The sequence below is a fragment of the Streptomyces sp. NPDC032822 genome, assembly GCF_055578825.1.
In genome coordinates this window covers 347,216-363,891 of the sequence record NZ_JBVIOL010000006.1, presented here as the reverse complement: position 1 = coordinate 363,891, position 16,676 = coordinate 347,216, and the positions used below count along the sequence as shown (strand labels likewise).

At 71.8% G+C, this 16,676-nt stretch carries 16 protein-coding genes; 7 read left to right on the top strand and 9 right to left on the bottom strand.

What is annotated here, in order from left to right:
- Nucleotides 1–46: 46 nt before the first annotated feature.
- Nucleotides 47–1,069: a hypothetical protein gene (locus ACZ5VD_RS19715; protein ID WP_468682807.1), complete on the top strand. Its 1,023-nt coding sequence runs from the start codon at nt 47–49 to the stop codon at nt 1,067–1,069.
- A 41-nt stretch (nt 1,070–1,110) separates the two neighbouring features.
- Here the strand turns inward: ACZ5VD_RS19715 and ACZ5VD_RS19710 are convergent, their stop codons facing one another.
- The 4 genes from ACZ5VD_RS19710 to ACZ5VD_RS19695 all read right to left on the bottom strand — a co-directional run bounded on the left by ACZ5VD_RS19710 (nt 1,111) and on the right by ACZ5VD_RS19695 (nt 7,698).
- Nucleotides 1,111–1,932, bottom strand: coding sequence for an enoyl-CoA hydratase/isomerase family protein (locus ACZ5VD_RS19710; protein WP_468682806.1), 822 nt, complete (start codon nt 1,930–1,932; stop codon nt 1,111–1,113).
- A 58-nt stretch (nt 1,933–1,990) separates the two neighbouring features.
- Nucleotides 1,991–4,216, bottom strand: coding sequence for an acetate--CoA ligase family protein (locus ACZ5VD_RS19705; protein WP_468549076.1), 2,226 nt, complete (start codon nt 4,214–4,216; stop codon nt 1,991–1,993).
- Nucleotides 4,217–4,410: 194 nt separating this feature from the next.
- The gene (locus ACZ5VD_RS19700) at nt 4,411–5,634 is read right to left on the bottom strand and encodes a flavin-containing monooxygenase (protein ID WP_468682805.1); all 1,224 of its coding nucleotides are present in this window, start codon (nt 5,632–5,634) and stop codon (nt 4,411–4,413) included.
- A 441-nt stretch (nt 5,635–6,075) separates the two neighbouring features.
- Nucleotides 6,076–7,698, bottom strand: coding sequence for a subtype B tannase (locus tag ACZ5VD_RS19695; RefSeq protein WP_468682804.1), 1,623 nt, complete (start codon nt 7,696–7,698; stop codon nt 6,076–6,078).
- A 522-nt stretch (nt 7,699–8,220) separates the two neighbouring features.
- Here ACZ5VD_RS19695 and ACZ5VD_RS19690 point away from each other — a divergent pair.
- The 3 genes from ACZ5VD_RS19690 (at nt 8,221) to ACZ5VD_RS19680 (ending at nt 9,805) form a co-directional block, all read left to right on the top strand.
- Nucleotides 8,221–8,670 (top strand): DoxX family protein, encoded by a 450-nt coding sequence (locus ACZ5VD_RS19690; protein ID WP_468549073.1) that lies wholly within the window; start codon nt 8,221–8,223, stop codon nt 8,668–8,670.
- A complete protein-coding gene (locus ACZ5VD_RS19685; protein ID WP_468682803.1) occupies nt 8,667–9,083 on the top strand; it encodes a Zn-ribbon domain-containing OB-fold protein in 417 nt (138 codons plus the stop codon). The genes ACZ5VD_RS19690 and ACZ5VD_RS19685 overlap by 4 nt, the downstream gene beginning before the upstream one ends.
- Before the next feature lie 95 nt (nt 9,084–9,178).
- Nucleotides 9,179–9,805 carry a GNAT family N-acetyltransferase gene (locus ACZ5VD_RS19680; RefSeq protein ID WP_468549071.1) on the top strand — a complete coding sequence of 209 codons (627 nt, stop codon included), beginning with the start codon at nt 9,179–9,181 and terminating at the stop codon, nt 9,803–9,805.
- A gap of 44 nt (nt 9,806–9,849) precedes the next feature.
- Here the strand turns inward: ACZ5VD_RS19680 and ACZ5VD_RS19675 are convergent, their stop codons facing one another.
- The 4 genes from ACZ5VD_RS19675 to ACZ5VD_RS19660 form a co-directional block, all read right to left on the bottom strand.
- Entirely contained in the window at nt 9,850–10,518 is a 669-nt protein-coding gene (locus tag ACZ5VD_RS19675) for a pyridoxine/pyridoxamine 5'-phosphate oxidase (protein ID WP_468682802.1), read from the bottom strand.
- A 36-nt stretch (nt 10,519–10,554) separates the two neighbouring features.
- A complete protein-coding gene (locus tag ACZ5VD_RS19670) occupies nt 10,555–10,980 on the bottom strand; it encodes a pyridoxamine 5'-phosphate oxidase family protein (protein ID WP_468682801.1) in 426 nt (141 codons plus the stop codon).
- An 82-nt stretch (nt 10,981–11,062) separates the two neighbouring features.
- Complete coding sequence (locus ACZ5VD_RS19665) at nt 11,063–11,854, bottom strand: hypothetical protein (protein WP_468682800.1); 792 nt, start codon at nt 11,852–11,854, stop codon at nt 11,063–11,065.
- A 79-nt stretch (nt 11,855–11,933) separates the two neighbouring features.
- A complete protein-coding gene (locus ACZ5VD_RS19660) occupies nt 11,934–13,112 on the bottom strand; it encodes a thiolase C-terminal domain-containing protein (protein WP_468682799.1) in 1,179 nt (392 codons plus the stop codon).
- 120 nt (nt 13,113–13,232) lie between these two features.
- Between ACZ5VD_RS19660 and ACZ5VD_RS19655 the strand changes: the two genes are divergently transcribed.
- The gene (locus ACZ5VD_RS19655) at nt 13,233–14,501 is read left to right on the top strand and encodes an acyl-CoA dehydrogenase family protein (RefSeq protein ID WP_468682798.1); all 1,269 of its coding nucleotides are present in this window, start codon (nt 13,233–13,235) and stop codon (nt 14,499–14,501) included.
- Nucleotides 14,498–14,968, top strand: a complete 471-nt coding sequence (locus ACZ5VD_RS19650) for a nitroreductase family deazaflavin-dependent oxidoreductase (RefSeq protein WP_468549065.1) — start codon at nt 14,498–14,500, stop codon at nt 14,966–14,968. The genes ACZ5VD_RS19655 and ACZ5VD_RS19650 overlap by 4 nt, the downstream gene beginning before the upstream one ends.
- Nucleotides 14,969–15,070: 102 nt before the next feature.
- On the opposite strand, the gene ACZ5VD_RS19645 is transcribed toward ACZ5VD_RS19650, so the two are convergent.
- The gene (locus ACZ5VD_RS19645) at nt 15,071–15,706 is read right to left on the bottom strand and encodes a TetR family transcriptional regulator (protein WP_468549218.1); all 636 of its coding nucleotides are present in this window, start codon (nt 15,704–15,706) and stop codon (nt 15,071–15,073) included.
- Nucleotides 15,707–15,840: 134 nt separating this feature from the next.
- Here ACZ5VD_RS19645 and kbpA point away from each other — a divergent pair, with 134 nt between their 5' ends.
- Nucleotides 15,841–16,578: an AfsK-binding protein KbpA gene (gene kbpA / locus ACZ5VD_RS19640; RefSeq protein WP_468549064.1), complete on the top strand. Its 738-nt coding sequence runs from the start codon at nt 15,841–15,843 to the stop codon at nt 16,576–16,578.
- Nucleotides 16,579–16,676 lie beyond the last annotated feature (98 nt).

Below are 16,676 nucleotides of genomic sequence, written 5' to 3'. Positions count from 1 at the left end.
ATGGGAAGGGCGGTGAACCGCGGAGGAGGGTGCGTACCCTGCGCACATGGGTTGGGGACACATACGGCGGGGCCTTGTACGGGTGCGACACCACTGGACGCCCGCGGAGCGGACCGCGGCGGCCGCGGTGTGCGCGGCGCAGATCACGGTGCTGGCGGCCTTCGCGTTCGTCCGCACCTTCGACGACGACAGCTACGGCAGGGGGTACGACGTCGCCTTCGACACGCTCCTCCTCGTCGTGCTCGCGCCCCTGTTGCTGCTCGTGCTGGGGATGGTGCACGCGGTCCTGCACACCATGCCGGCGGTGCTCCTCGGCCGCCTGGCCGCCCGGCGGGTACCCGGTCCGCCAGGAGTCCGGCAGGGGCTCCGGGAGGGACTCCGACAGGGGCTATGGCAGGGGCTCTGGCAGGCGGTGTTCGTCGTGGTGCTCGGGACGCTCTGGACGTTCGTGCTGGTGGCGGGCCCCGGGGAGGCCGGCATCGTCGTACTGCTTCAACTCGTCGGTGTCGTCTCCGCGTTCGCCGTGCTGCCCGTGCTCGGCGTCGCCCATGTGCGGCGTCGGGAGCTGGGCACGGGGGAGCTGTGGAGCGCGTCGCGCGTCTGGTTCCGGGCGGGGCTCGCGTGCGCGGGTCTGTGCGGGGCGCTCGTCGGTGGTGCGGCGACCGCCCAGGCGGTCGGTCTCTACCCGGCCTACGAGCCTCCCGAGCTGTCGGCCGAGCAGGTCCTCGGCACGTGGCAGGGGCGCGACGGCAGCGAACTGCGGTTGAAGGACGGCTTCCAGGCCGAGGTGACCAGGATGGCGGCCGGACCGGCGGGCGGGGACGACGTGTCCTACCCGCCGTACGAGCAGTGCGACGGGACCGGAACCTGGTCCTTCGACCACCAAGGCGACCAGGGACCCATGGGCGCGGGGCGCACGGGCGTCGTCGTACGGATCGACGGGGGATGCGGGCAGGACACGTACTGGACGATCGGCGGCACGTACGCCGAGCCCGAGCTGTTCGCCCGCTTCGGGGACCAGGACGACGTGGAACTGTGGATCCTGCGGCAGCCCGGGCTGTCCGGATAGCCCGGCCGTCCGGACGGCCCGGATAGGCCTGGAGGTCGCGCCTATCGGCCGCGGTACTCGGGGCTCCTCCGCTCCACGAAGCTCGTCACGCCCTCCCGGGCGTCCGCCGTCGTCATGTTGATCTCCTGGGCGGCGGCCTCCGCGGCGAAGGCGGTCGCGCGGTCGCTGTCCAGGGAGGAGTTGACCAGCTGCTTGGTGAGGGCTAGGGCGCGGGTGGGGCCGGTGGCCAGTCGCTCGGCCCACTCCCGGGCCGTCTTGTCCAACTCCCCGTCCGGGACGACCCGGTTGACCAGCCCGAGCCGCTGGGCTTCCGGTGCGCTCAGGGCGTCGCCGAAGAACATCAGCTCCTTCGCGCGCTGCGGTCCGATCAGGCGGGGCAGGAGATAGGCGCCGCCGCCGTCGGGGACCAGACCGCGCCGGACGAACACCTCGATGAACCGGGCGGACTCCGCGGCGAGCACGAGGTCGCAGGCGAGCGCGAGATGGGCGCCGAGGCCCGCCGCCGTACCGTTCACCGCGGCGATCACCGGCTTCTCGCAGTCGAGGACGGCGGCGACCAGGCGCTGGGCGCCCGCGCGGATCGTACGGGCCACGTCACCGGCCACCCGCTCGCCTGCCGGGGGGCCGCCGCGCAGGTCCGCGCCCGCGCAGAAGCCGCGGCCGGTACCGGTGATCACGACCGCCCGTACGTCCGGGTCGGCGGAGGCCTCCGAAAGCAGCAGGATGATGCGTTCGCGCTGGTCGGGGGTGAGAGCGTTGAGGGCCTCGGGGCGGTTGAGGGTGATGCGGCAGACCTGATTGTCAGTGGTGTGCCGTATCAATGACTCAAGGGGATTTCGGGGCTCTGGGGAGGGATTGGGCATGTTCGTGTCCGTCGGGTTTCGGTCGGTCGGGGGTGGGTCTGTCGTAGGCGTGTTCATCTCAGCCGCACACCACCAGTGCGTCCAGCGCCACGGCTCCCTGCCCGCGGGGCAGCACCATCAGCGGGTTGATGTCGAGTTCCGCGACATGGTCCCCGAGCTCCAGGGCCATCCGCTCCACGCGCAGTACGACTTCGACGAGCGCGTCGAGATCCGCCGGGGGGCGCCCCCGGACCCCGTCGAGCAGGGCCCGCCCGCGCAGTTCCGCACACATGTCGCGCGCCTGCTCCTCGCCGAAGGGCGGCACACGTACGGCCACATCGTGCAGCACTTCGACGAGCACCCCGCCGAGTCCGACCGTCACCGTCGGCCCGAACAACTCGTCGTGCGTGACACCGACGACCATCTCCACGCCCCGCTCGACCATCTGGCAGACGAGGACGCCGTCCAGGGAGACATCCTCGTAGCGGGCGATGTCGGTCAACTCCCGGTAGGCGTCCCGGACCTGGCTGGCCGAGGTCAGGCCGATCTTCACCAGGCCGAGTTCGGTCTTGTGGGCGATCTGCGCACCCGACGCCTTCATCACCACCGGGTAGCCCACCAGCCCCGCCGCGCGCACGGCCGCCGCCGCACTGGTCACCAACTGCTCGCGCGGTACACGGATTCCGTACGCCCGCAGCAACTGCTTCGCCGCGTGCTCGCTCAGCTGCTGTCCCGGGCGCATCAGCTCGCGCGCCTTGCGGAAGGACGGCGAGAGGGTGCGCGGCGCCGAGTCGAAGGGGGAGCGGTAGCCGGTCGTGAACCGGTGGTGGTCGAGGTGGGCGCGTACGGCGGTCAGGCAGTTGGCGACCGTACGGAAGGTGGCCACCCTGGACGAGCCGAGCAGGACCTCGCGGTACGCCGGCTCGGTACCGACCGGCGACCCCCACACCACGCACACCAGCTTGTCCGTCCGCTCGGCCGCGTCCACCAGATCCTGGACGAGCCGGTCGCTCAGGGGCGGGAAGGGGCCGGTGATCGGGCAGATGAGGACGCCGACCTCCGGGTCGTCGAGGATCGCGTCGATGATCTTCCGGCCGCGCCAGTCGCCGACCGGGTGCCCGCCGTTGTCGACGGGGTTCGCCACGTTCAGGTACTCGGGTATCCACTGGTGCAGTTCGGCCTGCTTGGACTGCGACAGCTCCGGCAGGGAGAGACCCGCCTCGGTCGCCAGGTCGGCGACATGTGCGCCCGTGCCGCCCGAGATCGAGTAGACGACGACCCCCTCGGCGAGGGGCGGCCGGGCGCGGGCCAACAGGGCCGCGGTGTCCTGGAGTTCGTCCAGACCGTCGACGCGGATCACGCCGTACTGCCGCATCGCCGCGTCCACCACGGTGTCCGCGCCCGTCAGTTTGCCGGTGTGGGAGGCGGCCGTGCGGGCGCCGGTCTCGGTGCGGCCCACCTTGACCGCGACGACCGGTACCCCGCGCCGGGCGGCCCGGTCGGCGGCCAGCAGGAAGGAGCGGCCGTCCTTCAGCCCCTCGACGTAGCAGGCGATGGCGCCCACCTCGGGCCGCTCGGCGAAGTAGGAGAGGAAGTCGGCGGTCTCCAGGTCGGCCTCGTTGCCGGTGGGTGCCCAGTGGGAGAGGCGGATGCCGAGCTCCTGCAGGGCGAAGACGGGGCGGCCCTGGTGGCCGGACTGGGTGATCAGCGCGATCGCCGGACCGTCCAGGTCCTCCCGGAAGTGCTCGAAGGCGTTGAGGTTGGTGTTGGGGCCCAGCATCCGGATCCCGGTCCGGCCGACCGCCGCCGCGAGCCGGGCCTGCGTGATCGCGCCCTCCGGGCCGGTCTCCGCGAACCCGGACGCGAAGACCACCGCGAACTTCACCTTGGCCTCGGCGAGTTCCTCGATCACGGGCAGGGGATCGGCGACCAGCAGCACCGCGAGGTCGACCTCTTCGGGCAGGTCGGCGACGGACGGGGAGCAGGGGATGCCGAAGACGGACGGACGGGTGGGATGCACCGGATGCAGGCGGGCGCCGACCCGCTCGGACCAGGCGAGGAGTTGGCGGGTGACGCCGGTGTTCGGGCGGCCCTCCGCGTCCGAGGCGCCGATGACCGCGACGGACTCGGGCCGGAAGAACCGGTCCAGATCGGGGACGTCGGAATACAACGGCCGGCCGCTGACATCGAGATCGTCGACCTCGGCCGGCCGGCCGTGGACGGCGGGTCCGGGTTGCTCGCCACAGGCGAGGATCCGGGCCCGGCGGGAGTCGGTGGTGAGGGTGCCGTGGGTTGATCCAAGCATCGGTCCGCCCGCTCCTGTGTGACAGCCACATTACCTGACGCAGTGTCAGATTACAGAACTGACGGGATGTCAGGAATGGGCCTGCACGCAAAGGATGCCCGGGAGTTGACCCTCTTCATGCGTTCGAGGTCTTCTTCGCTCTGTACTCCTTCTGTGTCGTGTGCGTCTTCTCCGTTTTTCTTCTCCGTCTTCTTCTAGGTCACCGGGAGGCGGGACGCCGATCGTGTCCCGTCCTTGGCGACCGCCTTAGCGATCTTCACCGCGTCGATCGACAGTTCGCGGAACATGCCGCTGATGGGGTTGGTGAAGCCGGTGAAGTAGAGGCCGGGGGCGTTGGCGGGGGAGCGGGGGCCGTGCACGACCGGTCGGCCGCGGGTGTCGAGCACGTCGAGGTGGCCGACCAGGTTCTCCAGGGCGCGGGCGTAACCGGTGGCCGCGATCACCGCGTCCGGTTCGACACGGGTGCCGTCGGCGAGGACGACCTTGCCGTCCTCGAAGGCCTCTACGGCGGCCACGATCTCGACCGTGCCCTTGCGGACCGCGTTGATCAGGCCGACGTCCTGCACGGGGATCGCACCGTCGGTGACGCGGGAGTAGAGGCCGGTGTCCGGGCGGGGCAGACCGTGCGCGGCGAGGTCGGGCACGCTGAGCTTGGCCATCGGCCGGGCGAGCCGGTCGACGAGCGACACCGGCAGGTGCCGTACGAGCACGCCCGTGTACTGGGCGGCCCAACCGGCCGTGGAGCGGCGGACGATGTGCGGGGCGGTGCGTACGGAGAGCCGGACCCGGGAGGCGCCGCCCTCCACCAGGTCGACGGCGATCTCGGCGCCGGTGTTGCCGATGCCGACGACGAGGACGTCACGGCCGGCGTAGGGCTCGGGGTTGCGGTAGTCGCCGGCGTGCAGGAGGTCGCCGGTGTAGTCGTCGCGTCCGGCCCAGTCGGGCACGCGCGGGGTGTGGTTGTAGCCGGTGGCGACGACCACCGCGGCGCCGGTCAGCTCCCGGCCGCCGGTGGCGTGCAGCAGCCAGCCGGTGCCGTCGGGGGTGCGCTCGACGCGGGAGACCTCGACGCCGGTGACGATCTCCAGCTCGTGGAACTCGGCGTACTTCTCCAGGTACCGCACCACGTCGTCCCGGGAGACCCAGCGCCCGAACCGGCGGGGCATCGGCAGCCCCGGCAGACCCGAGAGGCGGCGGGTGGTGTGCAGGTGCAGCCGGTCGTAGTGGCGCCGCCAGGACGCCCCGACGCGGTCCGACTTCTCCAGGACGACGGCACGCAGTCCCTGGGCGCGCAGCGCGTGCGCGACGGCGAGTCCGCCGGGGCCGCCGCCGATGACGTACACGGGGCGGTCGGGGTGTTCTGCGGATTCAGGGGGTCCTGAGGATTCGGGATGTCCTGCGGATCTGGAGTCGGCCATGAGCGCGAGCGTAATCACGCACTGGGTTGATGGGTCTCGGTCAAGACCGGAATTGGTTGCGGATTGATCACGCCTGTAGGCGGAATGGGTGGGGTGCGTGGCGTAGGGCGACCGGTTGTGCGGGCGACATGAACGGGAGGGGTGTGGCGGGGGCGGCGGGGGCGGCGGGGCGGCGGGGCGGCGAGCGTGGCGGGGGTGGGGTGTGGGTCGGGGCCGCGTCGGGGGGTGTCCGTCCTCGGAACGGCGCGGAGCTGTTTCTCAAGAAGGTGCCGGCGTTGGCCGCGCCGCCCGCTGCGGGCGAACACCCCCCGACACGTCCCCTTGCGGCCGTGGAAAGCGCCGCGGCGCCGAGTCCGCGTGGTGCGGAGGCTCGGCGCCGCGGCTGCGGTGTCCGGTGACTGACGGGAAACCGGGACCGCGGTCCGGGGGCCCTGTGTTGGGCTACCTCTTCTTGTGGCCGGTCACCTTGGCGATCCAGGTGATGAAGTCGCCGGGGTCGGTGTTGGCGCCGTGGCCCTGGTCCCAGTAGTAGAGGTGGTTGACGTCGTCGCCCAGGCCGTTGGCGGCGGCGGCGAGGTTGGCCGAGACCGTCAGCGAGGTGTCGGAGTCCTCGGTGCCGAGACGGATCCACCAGTGCTTGGAACGGCTGGGGTTCTTGCGCTCCAGGTGGTACATCGGGTTCATCAGGTCGAGCTTGGCGGGGAGGTCGCTCGCGACCCGCTTGGTGCTGAGCCCCGTGGAGTCGTTCTTGGCGCCGTACGCCGTGAAGTGGCGGCTCTCGGTGGTGCCGGCGCCGAACAGGTTGTTCTCGCCGGCGGAGAGGTCGAAGGCGTCGAAGGCCGGCACGGACTTCTTGCGGGCGCCGACGTGGGTGAGGAAGTCGGCCCAGGTGAAGGCGGCCCTGCCGCCGGACCAGGTGAGGAAGGTGTTGGCGGCGAGGTAGGTCGCGCGGTCGGAGTCCGACAGGGCGGCGAGGTATTTGGTGGCCGACGGCTCCAGGTACTGCTTGACCAGGTACGTGTCGTAGTTGCGGGCGGTGAGCGGGCCGAAGCGGTTCAGGCCCTTCAGCTTCAGGGCGGCCTGGTACTCGGCGAACTGCGACTGCAGTGCCTTGGAGACCGTCTGGTCGACCTGCTTGCCGGTGCTGAGCTTGTTGGCGCCCCAGTTCCACTCGTAGGCGCCGTCGGCGTGCTCCAGGTCGGTGATCGGGCACCAGGCGCCGGTCGCGAAGATCGCGTCGGAGGCGTCGGCCGCGCCGATCTCCTTGAGAAGCTTGTCGTAGATCTCGCTGTCACCGGAGGCGCCGAGGAGTGCGGAGAGGGCGCCGCCCGCGCTGGTCCCCGCGGAGACGATCCGCTCGACGTTGCCGGGAATGCGGCCCTTGTTGGACCTGATGTAGCGCACCGCCGCCTTGAGGTCGACGATCGCGGCGGGGGCGGTGCCGTAGTACTCGCCTGCGGAGTTCTTGAGGGTACGGCCGCGGGCGCCGGGCTCGATGACGACGTAGCCGGCGGCCAGCGCGAGGAGTTGGTTGCTGGAGGTGGCTCCGCCGGTGGCGTTGGTGTTGCCGTTCGCGTTCGCGGTGGAGGTGGAGGTGGAGGGCGAGGTGCTGGGTGTGGCGCCGGTGGGGGCGCCGCCGCCACCCATGGCTGAGCCTCCGCCGCCGACCTCGGTGGCGTCCGCCACGGAGGAGGGCATGTAGCCGCCGACGGAGTTCGCGAGCAGGATGGGCGCGTTCGTGGCGTCCACCGCCTTGCCGTCGATCTTGACGGGGGCGCTGACGATCAGGCTCTGGTAGGTCTCGTCGACCGGCTTGGCGACATAGGTGATCGCCTTCCAGAAGTGGTACGTCACCGCGTGCTCGGTGCCGTCCGTGTCGGTGACCGTCTTCGTCAGCTCGGTGTACGCGTCCTTGTCGAAGACGAGGGAGCCGGCGGACGCCGTCGTGCTGGTTGTGTCGTCCGAGGCCTGGGCGGAGAGGGCGATACCGCCGACTGCCGCGACGCCCGCGGTCGCCCCGATCCCGAGGACGACGGACCTGCGCTTCACTGCCCTGTGCTTCACCGTGAATGCCTCTCTCGTGCCGTTTCCTGCGCGGCAGGTGCCGGTTTCGGCCTTGCGGTAGTGAACGTAATTCGGCGCCAACAAAATTGCCAACAATCCTGTGGCATTCATGGTGGACGCACAGTTTCATGGGGGTTGCACAGGAATCCCTGGGTGGCTCCTTGGGAATCGCAAAGGTTCGCGAGGCTCACGATGGTCGAGAGGTTCACGATGGTCGCGAGGTTCGCGATGGTCGAGAGTCGGGCATCCTCCGGCTCCGGCTCGCGAACCGGAGACGGAGGATGTCCGGCTCTCGGCCGGGGAGTTGTGGCGCCCAGTCCCGGGGTGTCGTGGCGCCCGGTCGCAGGGGGTCGTGGTGAGAGGTCCCGGGGGGCGTGCGGACCGGGGAGTTGTGGCGCCCGGCCCCGGGGTGTCGTGGTGCGTGGTTCGGGGATTGCCCGGTGTCGACGTCTTGCGCGAACCGCGTCCGTCCGCTGAACTGACGTACCGTCAGATATGTTGCCGGCCCCGGCGGGAGCGTTCATGGACACGATCTGGCTCACCGGTGCGGAGTGGCTGGCCGTGCTGCGTATCGGGCTCGGGCTGTGGTGGCTGGAAAGCTGGCGGCACAAGGACAAGCGGACCTGGTTCGAGGGCGGCGGGATCACTTGGGCCGCGGACATCGCCGCCAAGCACCGGTGGACGCCGGTGCGCAGCGGGTTCGGTGTGGTGGTCGCGCCGCGGCCGAAGACCATGGCGTACGTCGTCGTGTACGCGGAGCTGGCCCTCGGCCTCGGGCTGATTCTCGGGTTCCTGACGCCGGTCGCCCTGGTCGGCGGGCTGCTGCTCAACCTGCTCTACCTCGTGCTGATGATCCACGACTGGGCCGAGCAGGGGCAGAACTCGATGATGGCGCTGATCTCCGTGGTCGCGCTGTTCGGGATGGCCGGGCAGACCTGGTCGCTGGACAGCGCGCTGGGGCTCTTCCAATGACCGCGCGGTACGACCTCCCCGAGGCCGACGCCTTCACCCGGACGTACTGGGAGGCCGCCGCGCGGGGTGAGTTGCTGATCCGGCGTTGCGGGGCGTGCGGCCGGGCCCACCATTATCCGCGCGAGTTCTGCCCGTACTGCTGGAGCGAGGACGTCACCTGGGAGCGGGCGGCCGGCCGGGCCACGCTCTACACCTGGTCCGTCGTCCACCGCAACGATCTGCCGCCCTTCGCCGCACGCGCCCCGTACACCGCCGCCGTCGTCGACCTCGCCGAGGGCCCGCGGATGATGACGGAGGTCGTCGAGTGCCCGGCGGACCGGCTCAAGGCCGGGATGGAACTGGAGGTCGCCTTCCGGGAGGGGGTGCCGGTGTTCCGGCCCGGGGGCGAGGCGCGTTCCGCGGCGGGTGGGTGAGGCAGGGGGCTGGGAGGGGGGCCGCTGTCCGGTTTCCGGCGCATCGAGGGGCTTTACTGCTTCAACCGGCGGGGCCGACCCGCTTCAATGGCCCGATGACCCATGTCGACGACCAGTACGGCAATCAGTACGGCGACGGGCACGACAGCCCCAGCCGCGCCTTTCCCGACCTGTTCGGTCCCGGTCTGCGCCTGCGGCCCTGGGACCCCTGGTCCGAGACCGACGTGGCGGCCTGGCTGCGCGGTACGACGGAGGCGGAGTTCCGGCGCTGGAACACCCCGACGAGGGAGATCACCGACCTGGCCGACGCCCGCGAGTCCCTGCGCTCCAGGGCCGTGCAGCAGGCGGAGGGGCTGTCGGTGGCGTACTGCGTGACGGACGCCGACACCGGTGCGGCGCTGGGGCACATCGGCGTCAACGCCATCGACCGCGATCTGCGCCTCGGCCGCGTCGGCTACTGGGTCCTGCCCGAGGCCCGAGGCCGCCGTGTCGCCACCCGGGCCCTCGCCCTCACCGCCCACTGGGCCTTCACCGACCTCGGCCTCTTCCGCCTGGAACTCGGCCACGCCCTCGGCCACGAGGCGTCCTGCCGGGTCGCCGAGCACTGCGGGTTCCGCCCCGAAGGCACGCTCCGGGGCGCGATGTTCGAGTCGGGCCGCAAGGACGCCTTCCGGGACGTCCACCTGCACGCACGGCTGGCCACGGACCCGGAGCCGACGTAGGGGATGGAGGGGGGTGGAGGCACTCTGGCGGCCGGCTGCGTCTGTTACGGCCACAGCAGTTTCCTGCTCCAGTCGTCCTCCGCCCGCCGGTAGAGCAGCCGTACATGCTGGCGTCGCGCATCCCCCTGGAAGAACTCCACCTCCTCCGGCTGGAGGCGGTACAGCGTCCAGGACGGGACGGGGGTGTCCGGCGCGTGTTGCGCCCGCTCCCAGGCGGACCGCGAGACGTCGGCCAACTCGGTGAGGGAGGCGAGGACTTGGCTCTGGCGGCCGGTGAGCGCGGCGGCCAGAGCTCCGGTGGAGCGGGCGTGGAGGTCTGCCTGGCCTTCCTGCGCGGGGGCGGCCGTGACCGGGCCCCGGACGCGGACCTGGCGGCCCAGGACCGGCCAGTAGAAGCCGAGGGCGGCATACGGGCGGGCGGCGAGCTGGGTGCCCTTCCGGCTGGTCGCGTGGGTCGCGAAGGACCAGCCGTCCGCGTCGGCGCCGTGCAGCATCACGGTCCGTACGTCCGGCCGGCCCTCCGCGTCCGACGTCGCGAGGGACGGGGTGTGCGGCTCGGCCTGGCCGGCCGCGACGGCCTCCGCGAACCACGTGGTGAACAGGGGGAGGGGGGCGGCGGGGGCGGCGGCCGGGTCGAAGGGCGCCAGCGAGGTGACCTCCGGGTCCCACACCCGCAGCGACCTCAGCAGCTCGTGCAGATCGGTCTTACTCATACCCCGATTGTCACGCGCGCCCGCCGTACCGGTGTCTCAGACCGCGCCCAGGTCCGACGACAGCCAGCGCTCGGGCCGCATCCGGATCACGACCTGCTCGCCGTGCTCCTTCCACGCCGCGTCCACATAGCCGTCCACCTTGTCGGCCGGGAGGTAGCGCGCGGAGATCTCGCGGAGCTGCTCGACGGTGGCGGGTGCGGTGTCGAGGACCGGCCCTTCGACGGACACGTACCGGATGGTGGGCTCCAGCCGGTCGACCATCAGGCTGAACCGGCCCGCGGCCTGGATCAGTTCGTTCTTACGGGTTTCCAGCCCCGTCATGATCCACACGGTGCCGTCGGACTCGTACTGGTACCAGATCGGCACGGTCAGTGGAGCACGCCCCGCCCCCGCGTCGACCGCGAGCGCGGCGATATGCGGCTCGGCCAGGAACTGTGCACGCTCTTCGCGGGTCAGGGCCATTCGGTTTCCTCCGGCGGCTCGGGCGTCATCGTCCTGTACGCCCCAACACCCGCCGGTGGGCCCTCTGTTCCCGGTGCCGGGCTCAGTGCTTGAGGCTCGCCATCAGGTCACGCATGTCGCTGATCATGGCCGACCGGTAGGGGGACAGATCGTGCAGGTCCGGCTGGTCGTCGATCCCCTTGTCGTCGACCGCGCCCTCGCCCTGGCTGTCGCTCTGATAGCTCGTGAAGACGGACAGGCCGAGTGAGAAGACCGCTCCGCCGTCCCGTACCCGCAGCTCCTCGCTGTCGTCGTCCAGGGTCAGCAGATACGCCGTGTCGCCGAGGTTCGGGACCGTCTCGACCTGCTCCTCCGTGAGGACGCCGCCCTCGGTCACCCGTCGCAGCGCCTCGAACTCGGCGGCGGGGTCGGTCTTCTTGTGCAGTTCCACCGTGATGTCGACGGTGTGGCCGACGATCCAGCCGCTCCCGGACCGCACCGCCGCGTCCTGGGAGCGCAGCGGAACAACGCACCGGACCCGGTCGAGGGCGGCATCGTGCAGCAGGCTCGAATCGGCGGCGGAGGTGGGCTCGCGCGGTGCGATCTCCGCGCCGATCGACCTCAGCCGCACCGAGGGGCACGGGCTCTGGTCCAGCCGGTATCCGTGCAGGTCCGGCGCTGTGTCGCCCCATCCGGACGGGAGCAGTGCCGCCGCCCAGAGGGCCGACGCCACGGTCGCCCCGCCCAGCGCCCACAGCCACGGCCTTCGCGACCGGCGTTCCCCGCGAGGCTCTCGGTCGAGGTCGCCGATCACGTCGCCGGATTCGACCGCGCCGACCGCGCCGACCGTGCCGGCTGCACCGGTCTCCGCCGCCATCTCCGGCTCGGAAATCATCCCGCCCCCTCGGCCACGCCCTTCCGCCTTCACCGTCCCCATGATGATCGCAGCCCTGTCACGCGTTCGCCCCGGCCCCCTACGGCCGCTCCCGCCCCAGCACCACCGTCCCCGACGAGCAGAACCACCCGCCGGTCCCCGACGCGACCCCCACCTCCGGCAGCCGCCCGTCCGGCCGTCGCACTTGACGGTCGCCGCCTTCCCCCCGCAGCTGGCGCACCGCCTCCACCAGCAGGAACAGCCCCCGCATCCCGGGGTGCTGGGCCGACAGCCCGCCCCCGTCCGTGTTGACCGGGAGTTCCCCGCCCTCGACCCTGAGCCGTCCCTTCTCCACGAACGCCCCGCCCTCGCCCTTCCCGCAGAAGCCGAGGTCCTCCAGGGTCACCAGGGTCATGTAGGTGAAGGCGTCGTAGATCTCCGCGAAGTCCACGTCCTGGGGCCGCACCCCCGCCCGCTCGAAGGCCAGGCGTCCGCTCACCGCCGCCGGGGACACCGTGAAGTCGGGCCATTCGGACATCGCGGAGTGCGAGACGTGTTCGCCGGTGCCGAGGATCCACACGGGTGCGGTACGGCAGTCGGGTACGTACTCCTCGGCGGCGAGCAGCACCGCCGCCCCGCCGTCGGACCGCAGACAGCAGTGGAGCTTGGTGAAGGGGTCCGCGATCATCGGGCCGGAGAGGACGTCGTCGACCGTGATCGGGGTGCGGAACATCGCCTCGGGGTTCAGGGCGGCGTTGGCCCGGGCCTGGACCGCCACGTCCGCCAACTGCTCGATGGTCGTGCCGTGTTCGAGCATGTGGCGGCGGGCCGCCATCGCGTACTTGGCGATCAGGGTGTGGCCGTAGGGGACTTCGAACTGCAGGGGTCCGCGGGCGCCGAACGAGAGGTTTCCGGTTCGCCGGCCCGCCTTGATGTCCGCGCGGGCCGTCGAGCCGTACACCAGCAGGACCGCGTTGGCGTGACCGGCGGCGATCGCGTCGGCCGCGTGGGCCGCCATGACCTCCCAGGTGGAGCCGCCGACCGAGGTGGAGTCGACCCAGGTGGGGCGCAGGCCCAGGTACTCGGCGACCTCGACGGGTGCGAGGACGCCCGTGCCGGCCGACGCGAAGCCGTCGATCACCTCTTTGCCGAGGCCCGCGTCGGCGAGGGCGCGGCGGGCCGCCTGGGCGTGCAGGGTGTACGGCGTCGCGTCGTCCACGCGGCCACAGTCGGAGAGGGAGACGCCGACGATCGCGACTTTCCGGGAGCCCGTCCTCATGAATCTGACGGTACATCAGATAAGGCTCCCCGTGGCAGGTGTCGTGGGGGTGGGCATCCCGGTTCCCCCGGCCTAACATGACGGACCGTCAGATACGGACGGCCGCTCCGGGGAGGACCCATGGACGCCGGCTTCACCGCCGAGCAGGACGAGATCCGCCGTACCCTCCGCGACCTGTTGCGGGAGCGCTGCGAGCCCGCCGCACTGCGGGCCGCCGTCGACACCCCGGCCGGACACGACCCCGCGCTGTGGACCGACCTCGCCGCACATCTCGGGCTGCCCGGACTCGCCCTGCCCGAGACCTACGGCGGGGTCGGCTGCTCGGTCACCGAACTCGCCCTCGCCTGCGAGGAGACGGGCCGTTTCCTCGTCCCCTCGCCCCTGTTCGCCACCGCCGTCCTCGCGGCCCCGCTGCTGCTGGCCCTCGGTACGGAGGCGCAGCGTGCCGAGCTGCTTCCGCGGATCGCCGCCGGCACGCTCACCGCCGCCCTCGTCGTCCCCGGCACCCACCTCGCCGCCGCCCTCGCCCTCACGGGCGACAACGCCGGCGACTGGGCGGGCGGCGGCAGGGCCGGGGGCGTGCAGGCCCGGCGGGTGGGGGACGGCTGGCGCCTGTACGGACAGGCCGACCAGGTGCTCGACGGGCACAGCGCACGGCTGCTGCTGGTCGCCGCCCACGCGGGCGGGTTCGCCCGCTCCCGGACGCTGCTCTTCCTGGTGAAAGGGGACGGTGGGGGCGGCGGGGGCGGCGGGGGTGGCGTCGGGCTGGTGCGGACTCGGCAGACCGCCCTCGACGCGACCCGGCCTCAGGCGCGCGTCCAGCTGCGGGACGTGGAAGCCGAGTTGCTGGGGGACGAGGAGGCGGACGTACTCGCCGCGCTCGCCGCGGTCGGCGACACCGCCGCCGCCGTCCTCGCGGGCGAGGCCGTCGGGGCCGCCGACCAGGCGTTGGGGCTGACCGTCGAGTACGTGCGCCGGCGCGAGCAGTTCGGGCGGGCGATCGGGTCCTTCCAGGCGGTGAAGCACCGGCTGGCCGATGTGTACGTCCAGGTGCAGGCGGCCCGCTCGGCGGCGTACTACGCGGCCTGGGCCGCCGCGCAGGGAGGTCACGCGGGCGAGCGCGTCGGCGCCCTCGCCCTCGCGCAGGCGCTGGAAGCGCTGCGGTCCGCCGCCGCCGAGGGCATCCAGCTGCACGGCGGCATCGGCTTCACCTGGGAGCACGAGGCCCATCTGTACTTCAAGCGCGCCACCGGGGACGAGCTGCTGTTCGGGCCGGTCCACCGGCTGCGGGCGCACGCCGCCGACACGGCGCACCTGTTCGAGCGGCCGGGGAGTGCGAAGGGCACGAAGGGCGCGGAGAGTCCGAAGAGTGCGGGGGTGGCGGTGTGATCGGTGAACGGGTCGTCCAGAAGGTGTCGTCCACGCGGGGCTTCGCCAAGGTCGCGCCGCATGTGATCCCGGCGCTCGACCGGGCCGTGCACCGGCTGACCCGCGGCAGGGTCCTGCTCAGCGCGCACATGCTGCCGGGGGTGGTCCTCACCGCGACCGGGGCGCGGAGCGGGCTGCCCCGGCGAACGCCGCTCGCCTGCATGCCGGAGGAGGGCGGGCGCGGCTGGGTCCTCATCGGCTCCAACTTCGGCCGCACCGGGCACCCCGCCTGGACCGCCAACCTCCTCGCCCACCCCGACGCCACGGTCAGCTGGAAGGGCGAGGACATCCCCGTCACGGCCCGGTTGCTGGCCGGGGAGGAGCGCGCGGCCGTCTGGCAGGCGGCGCTGGCCTTCTGGCCGCCGTACGCGACCTATCAGGCGCGGGTGGAGCGGGAGATCCGGCTCTTCAGGATCGTCCGGAGGTGACCGGGGCGCGCTCGGAGGCGCCCCGCGGAGCGCGGCGGGCGGCAGTCCACCCGGGTGGACTGCCGCCCGCGTGACAGGACGGGGGAACTCCGGTCTACCGGATCACTTGGTCGGCTTCTTGCCGGTCACACCCAGGTGCACCAACAGCGCGACGTTCGGCTTCAGTTCGGCCTGCTTCACACCCCAGGTCTGGAAGCCCTTCTGGTGCGAGGCGACCGCCGCGAGCATCGCGACGAGCGAACCCGCCACGGCCGCGGGGTTGACGTCCTTGTCGACCCGGCCCTTGGCCTGCAGTTCGGCGACCGCGTCCGAGAGGGAGTTGTTCACCGAGTTGAGGATCTTCATACGGAGTTTGTAGAACCGCTTGTCGCCCTCGGCGGCCCCGAGGTCGACGACCCTGAGGATCGCGTCGTTGCGGCGCCAGAACTCAAGGAAGCCGTCCACGAGTTCCTGCGCGGTCTGCCAGCCGGCCTTGCCGACCCACGATCTCCCCTCAAGGAGCTGGGTCAACGCGGCGCCCTCGGCGGCCATTTGCTCCGCGATCTCCAGGACGGCGCCTTCGACGTCCGGGAAGTACTGGTAGAAGGTCGCGGGTGAAGTCCCCGCCTTCCGGGCGACATCGATGACTTTGACGTCCCGGTAAGGGGAGGAGCTGAGCATCTCGCTGAGGCAGTCGAGCAGCTTCTGCCGGGTCGCCTGCCCACGCCGACCCGCCACGCGGCCGTCGACGGTACGCACTTGTCCTGTCATGCCGTCAGCTTACCGAGGGGTGATCGGAGCGCGATTCGGCCGACTGCAAATGGGGTGCGGGGGCGAGAAGAGGCGGGTGTGCCTGGTCTGCGGGGTGCGCCGGACGCCGTTACTTTGGCGACATGGCCGAAAACAGGGCATCCGGGTACGGAGAGGACGTCTACGGAGAGGGCGTCCCCTGCTGGGTGGACGCGCAGCTCCCCGACGTCGAGGCGGGCAAGCGGTTCTACGGTGAGCTCTTCGGGTGGACGTTCGAGGAGTCGTACGGGGGGTCCGTGCGGGCCCTGCGGGACGGCGAGCCGGTCGCCGCGCTCGCCCGCAAGACGGACGGCCGGCTGCCCACCGTCTGGACGGTGTACTTCGCCACCCCGGACGTCGAGGGCCTCGCCGACCGGATCTGGGCGGCCGGCGGGCAGGTCTTCACCGCGCCCCAGCCGGTCGGCGACCTGGGCACGGCGGCCCTGGTCACCGACCCCGAGGGGGCCGTCTTCGGCCTCTGGGAACCGGGCACCCACACCGGGTTCGGCCGGCGGCACGAGCCGGGCAGCTTCGCCTGGGCCGAGCTGTACACCCGGGACACCGAGACCGCCAACACCTTCTACGGCGGGCTCTTCCACGAGGCCCTCTTCGGGCCCGGTGCCCGGCCCGACTTCGGCCGCGCCCCCGTCTCCGACGTCTTCCCCACCGAGATGCCGCCCCACTTCCTCGTCCACTTCGCGGTCGCGGACTGCCAGGCCGCTCTCGGGACGGTGCACCGGCTCGGCGGGCGCGTCCAGGCGCCGCCTTTTGAGACGTCGTACGGGCGGGTGGTCGTGGTCACCGACAATCAGGGGGCGTCGTTCGCCCTGCTGGAGCGGTAGGGAACCCCGGTTCGATGCTGCTTTGATGTGAGACACCCCATTTGTTTCCGGGTTCGCAACCAGCGCCCCGGCCAGGAAGAATCGGGGTGCGTGCCGCC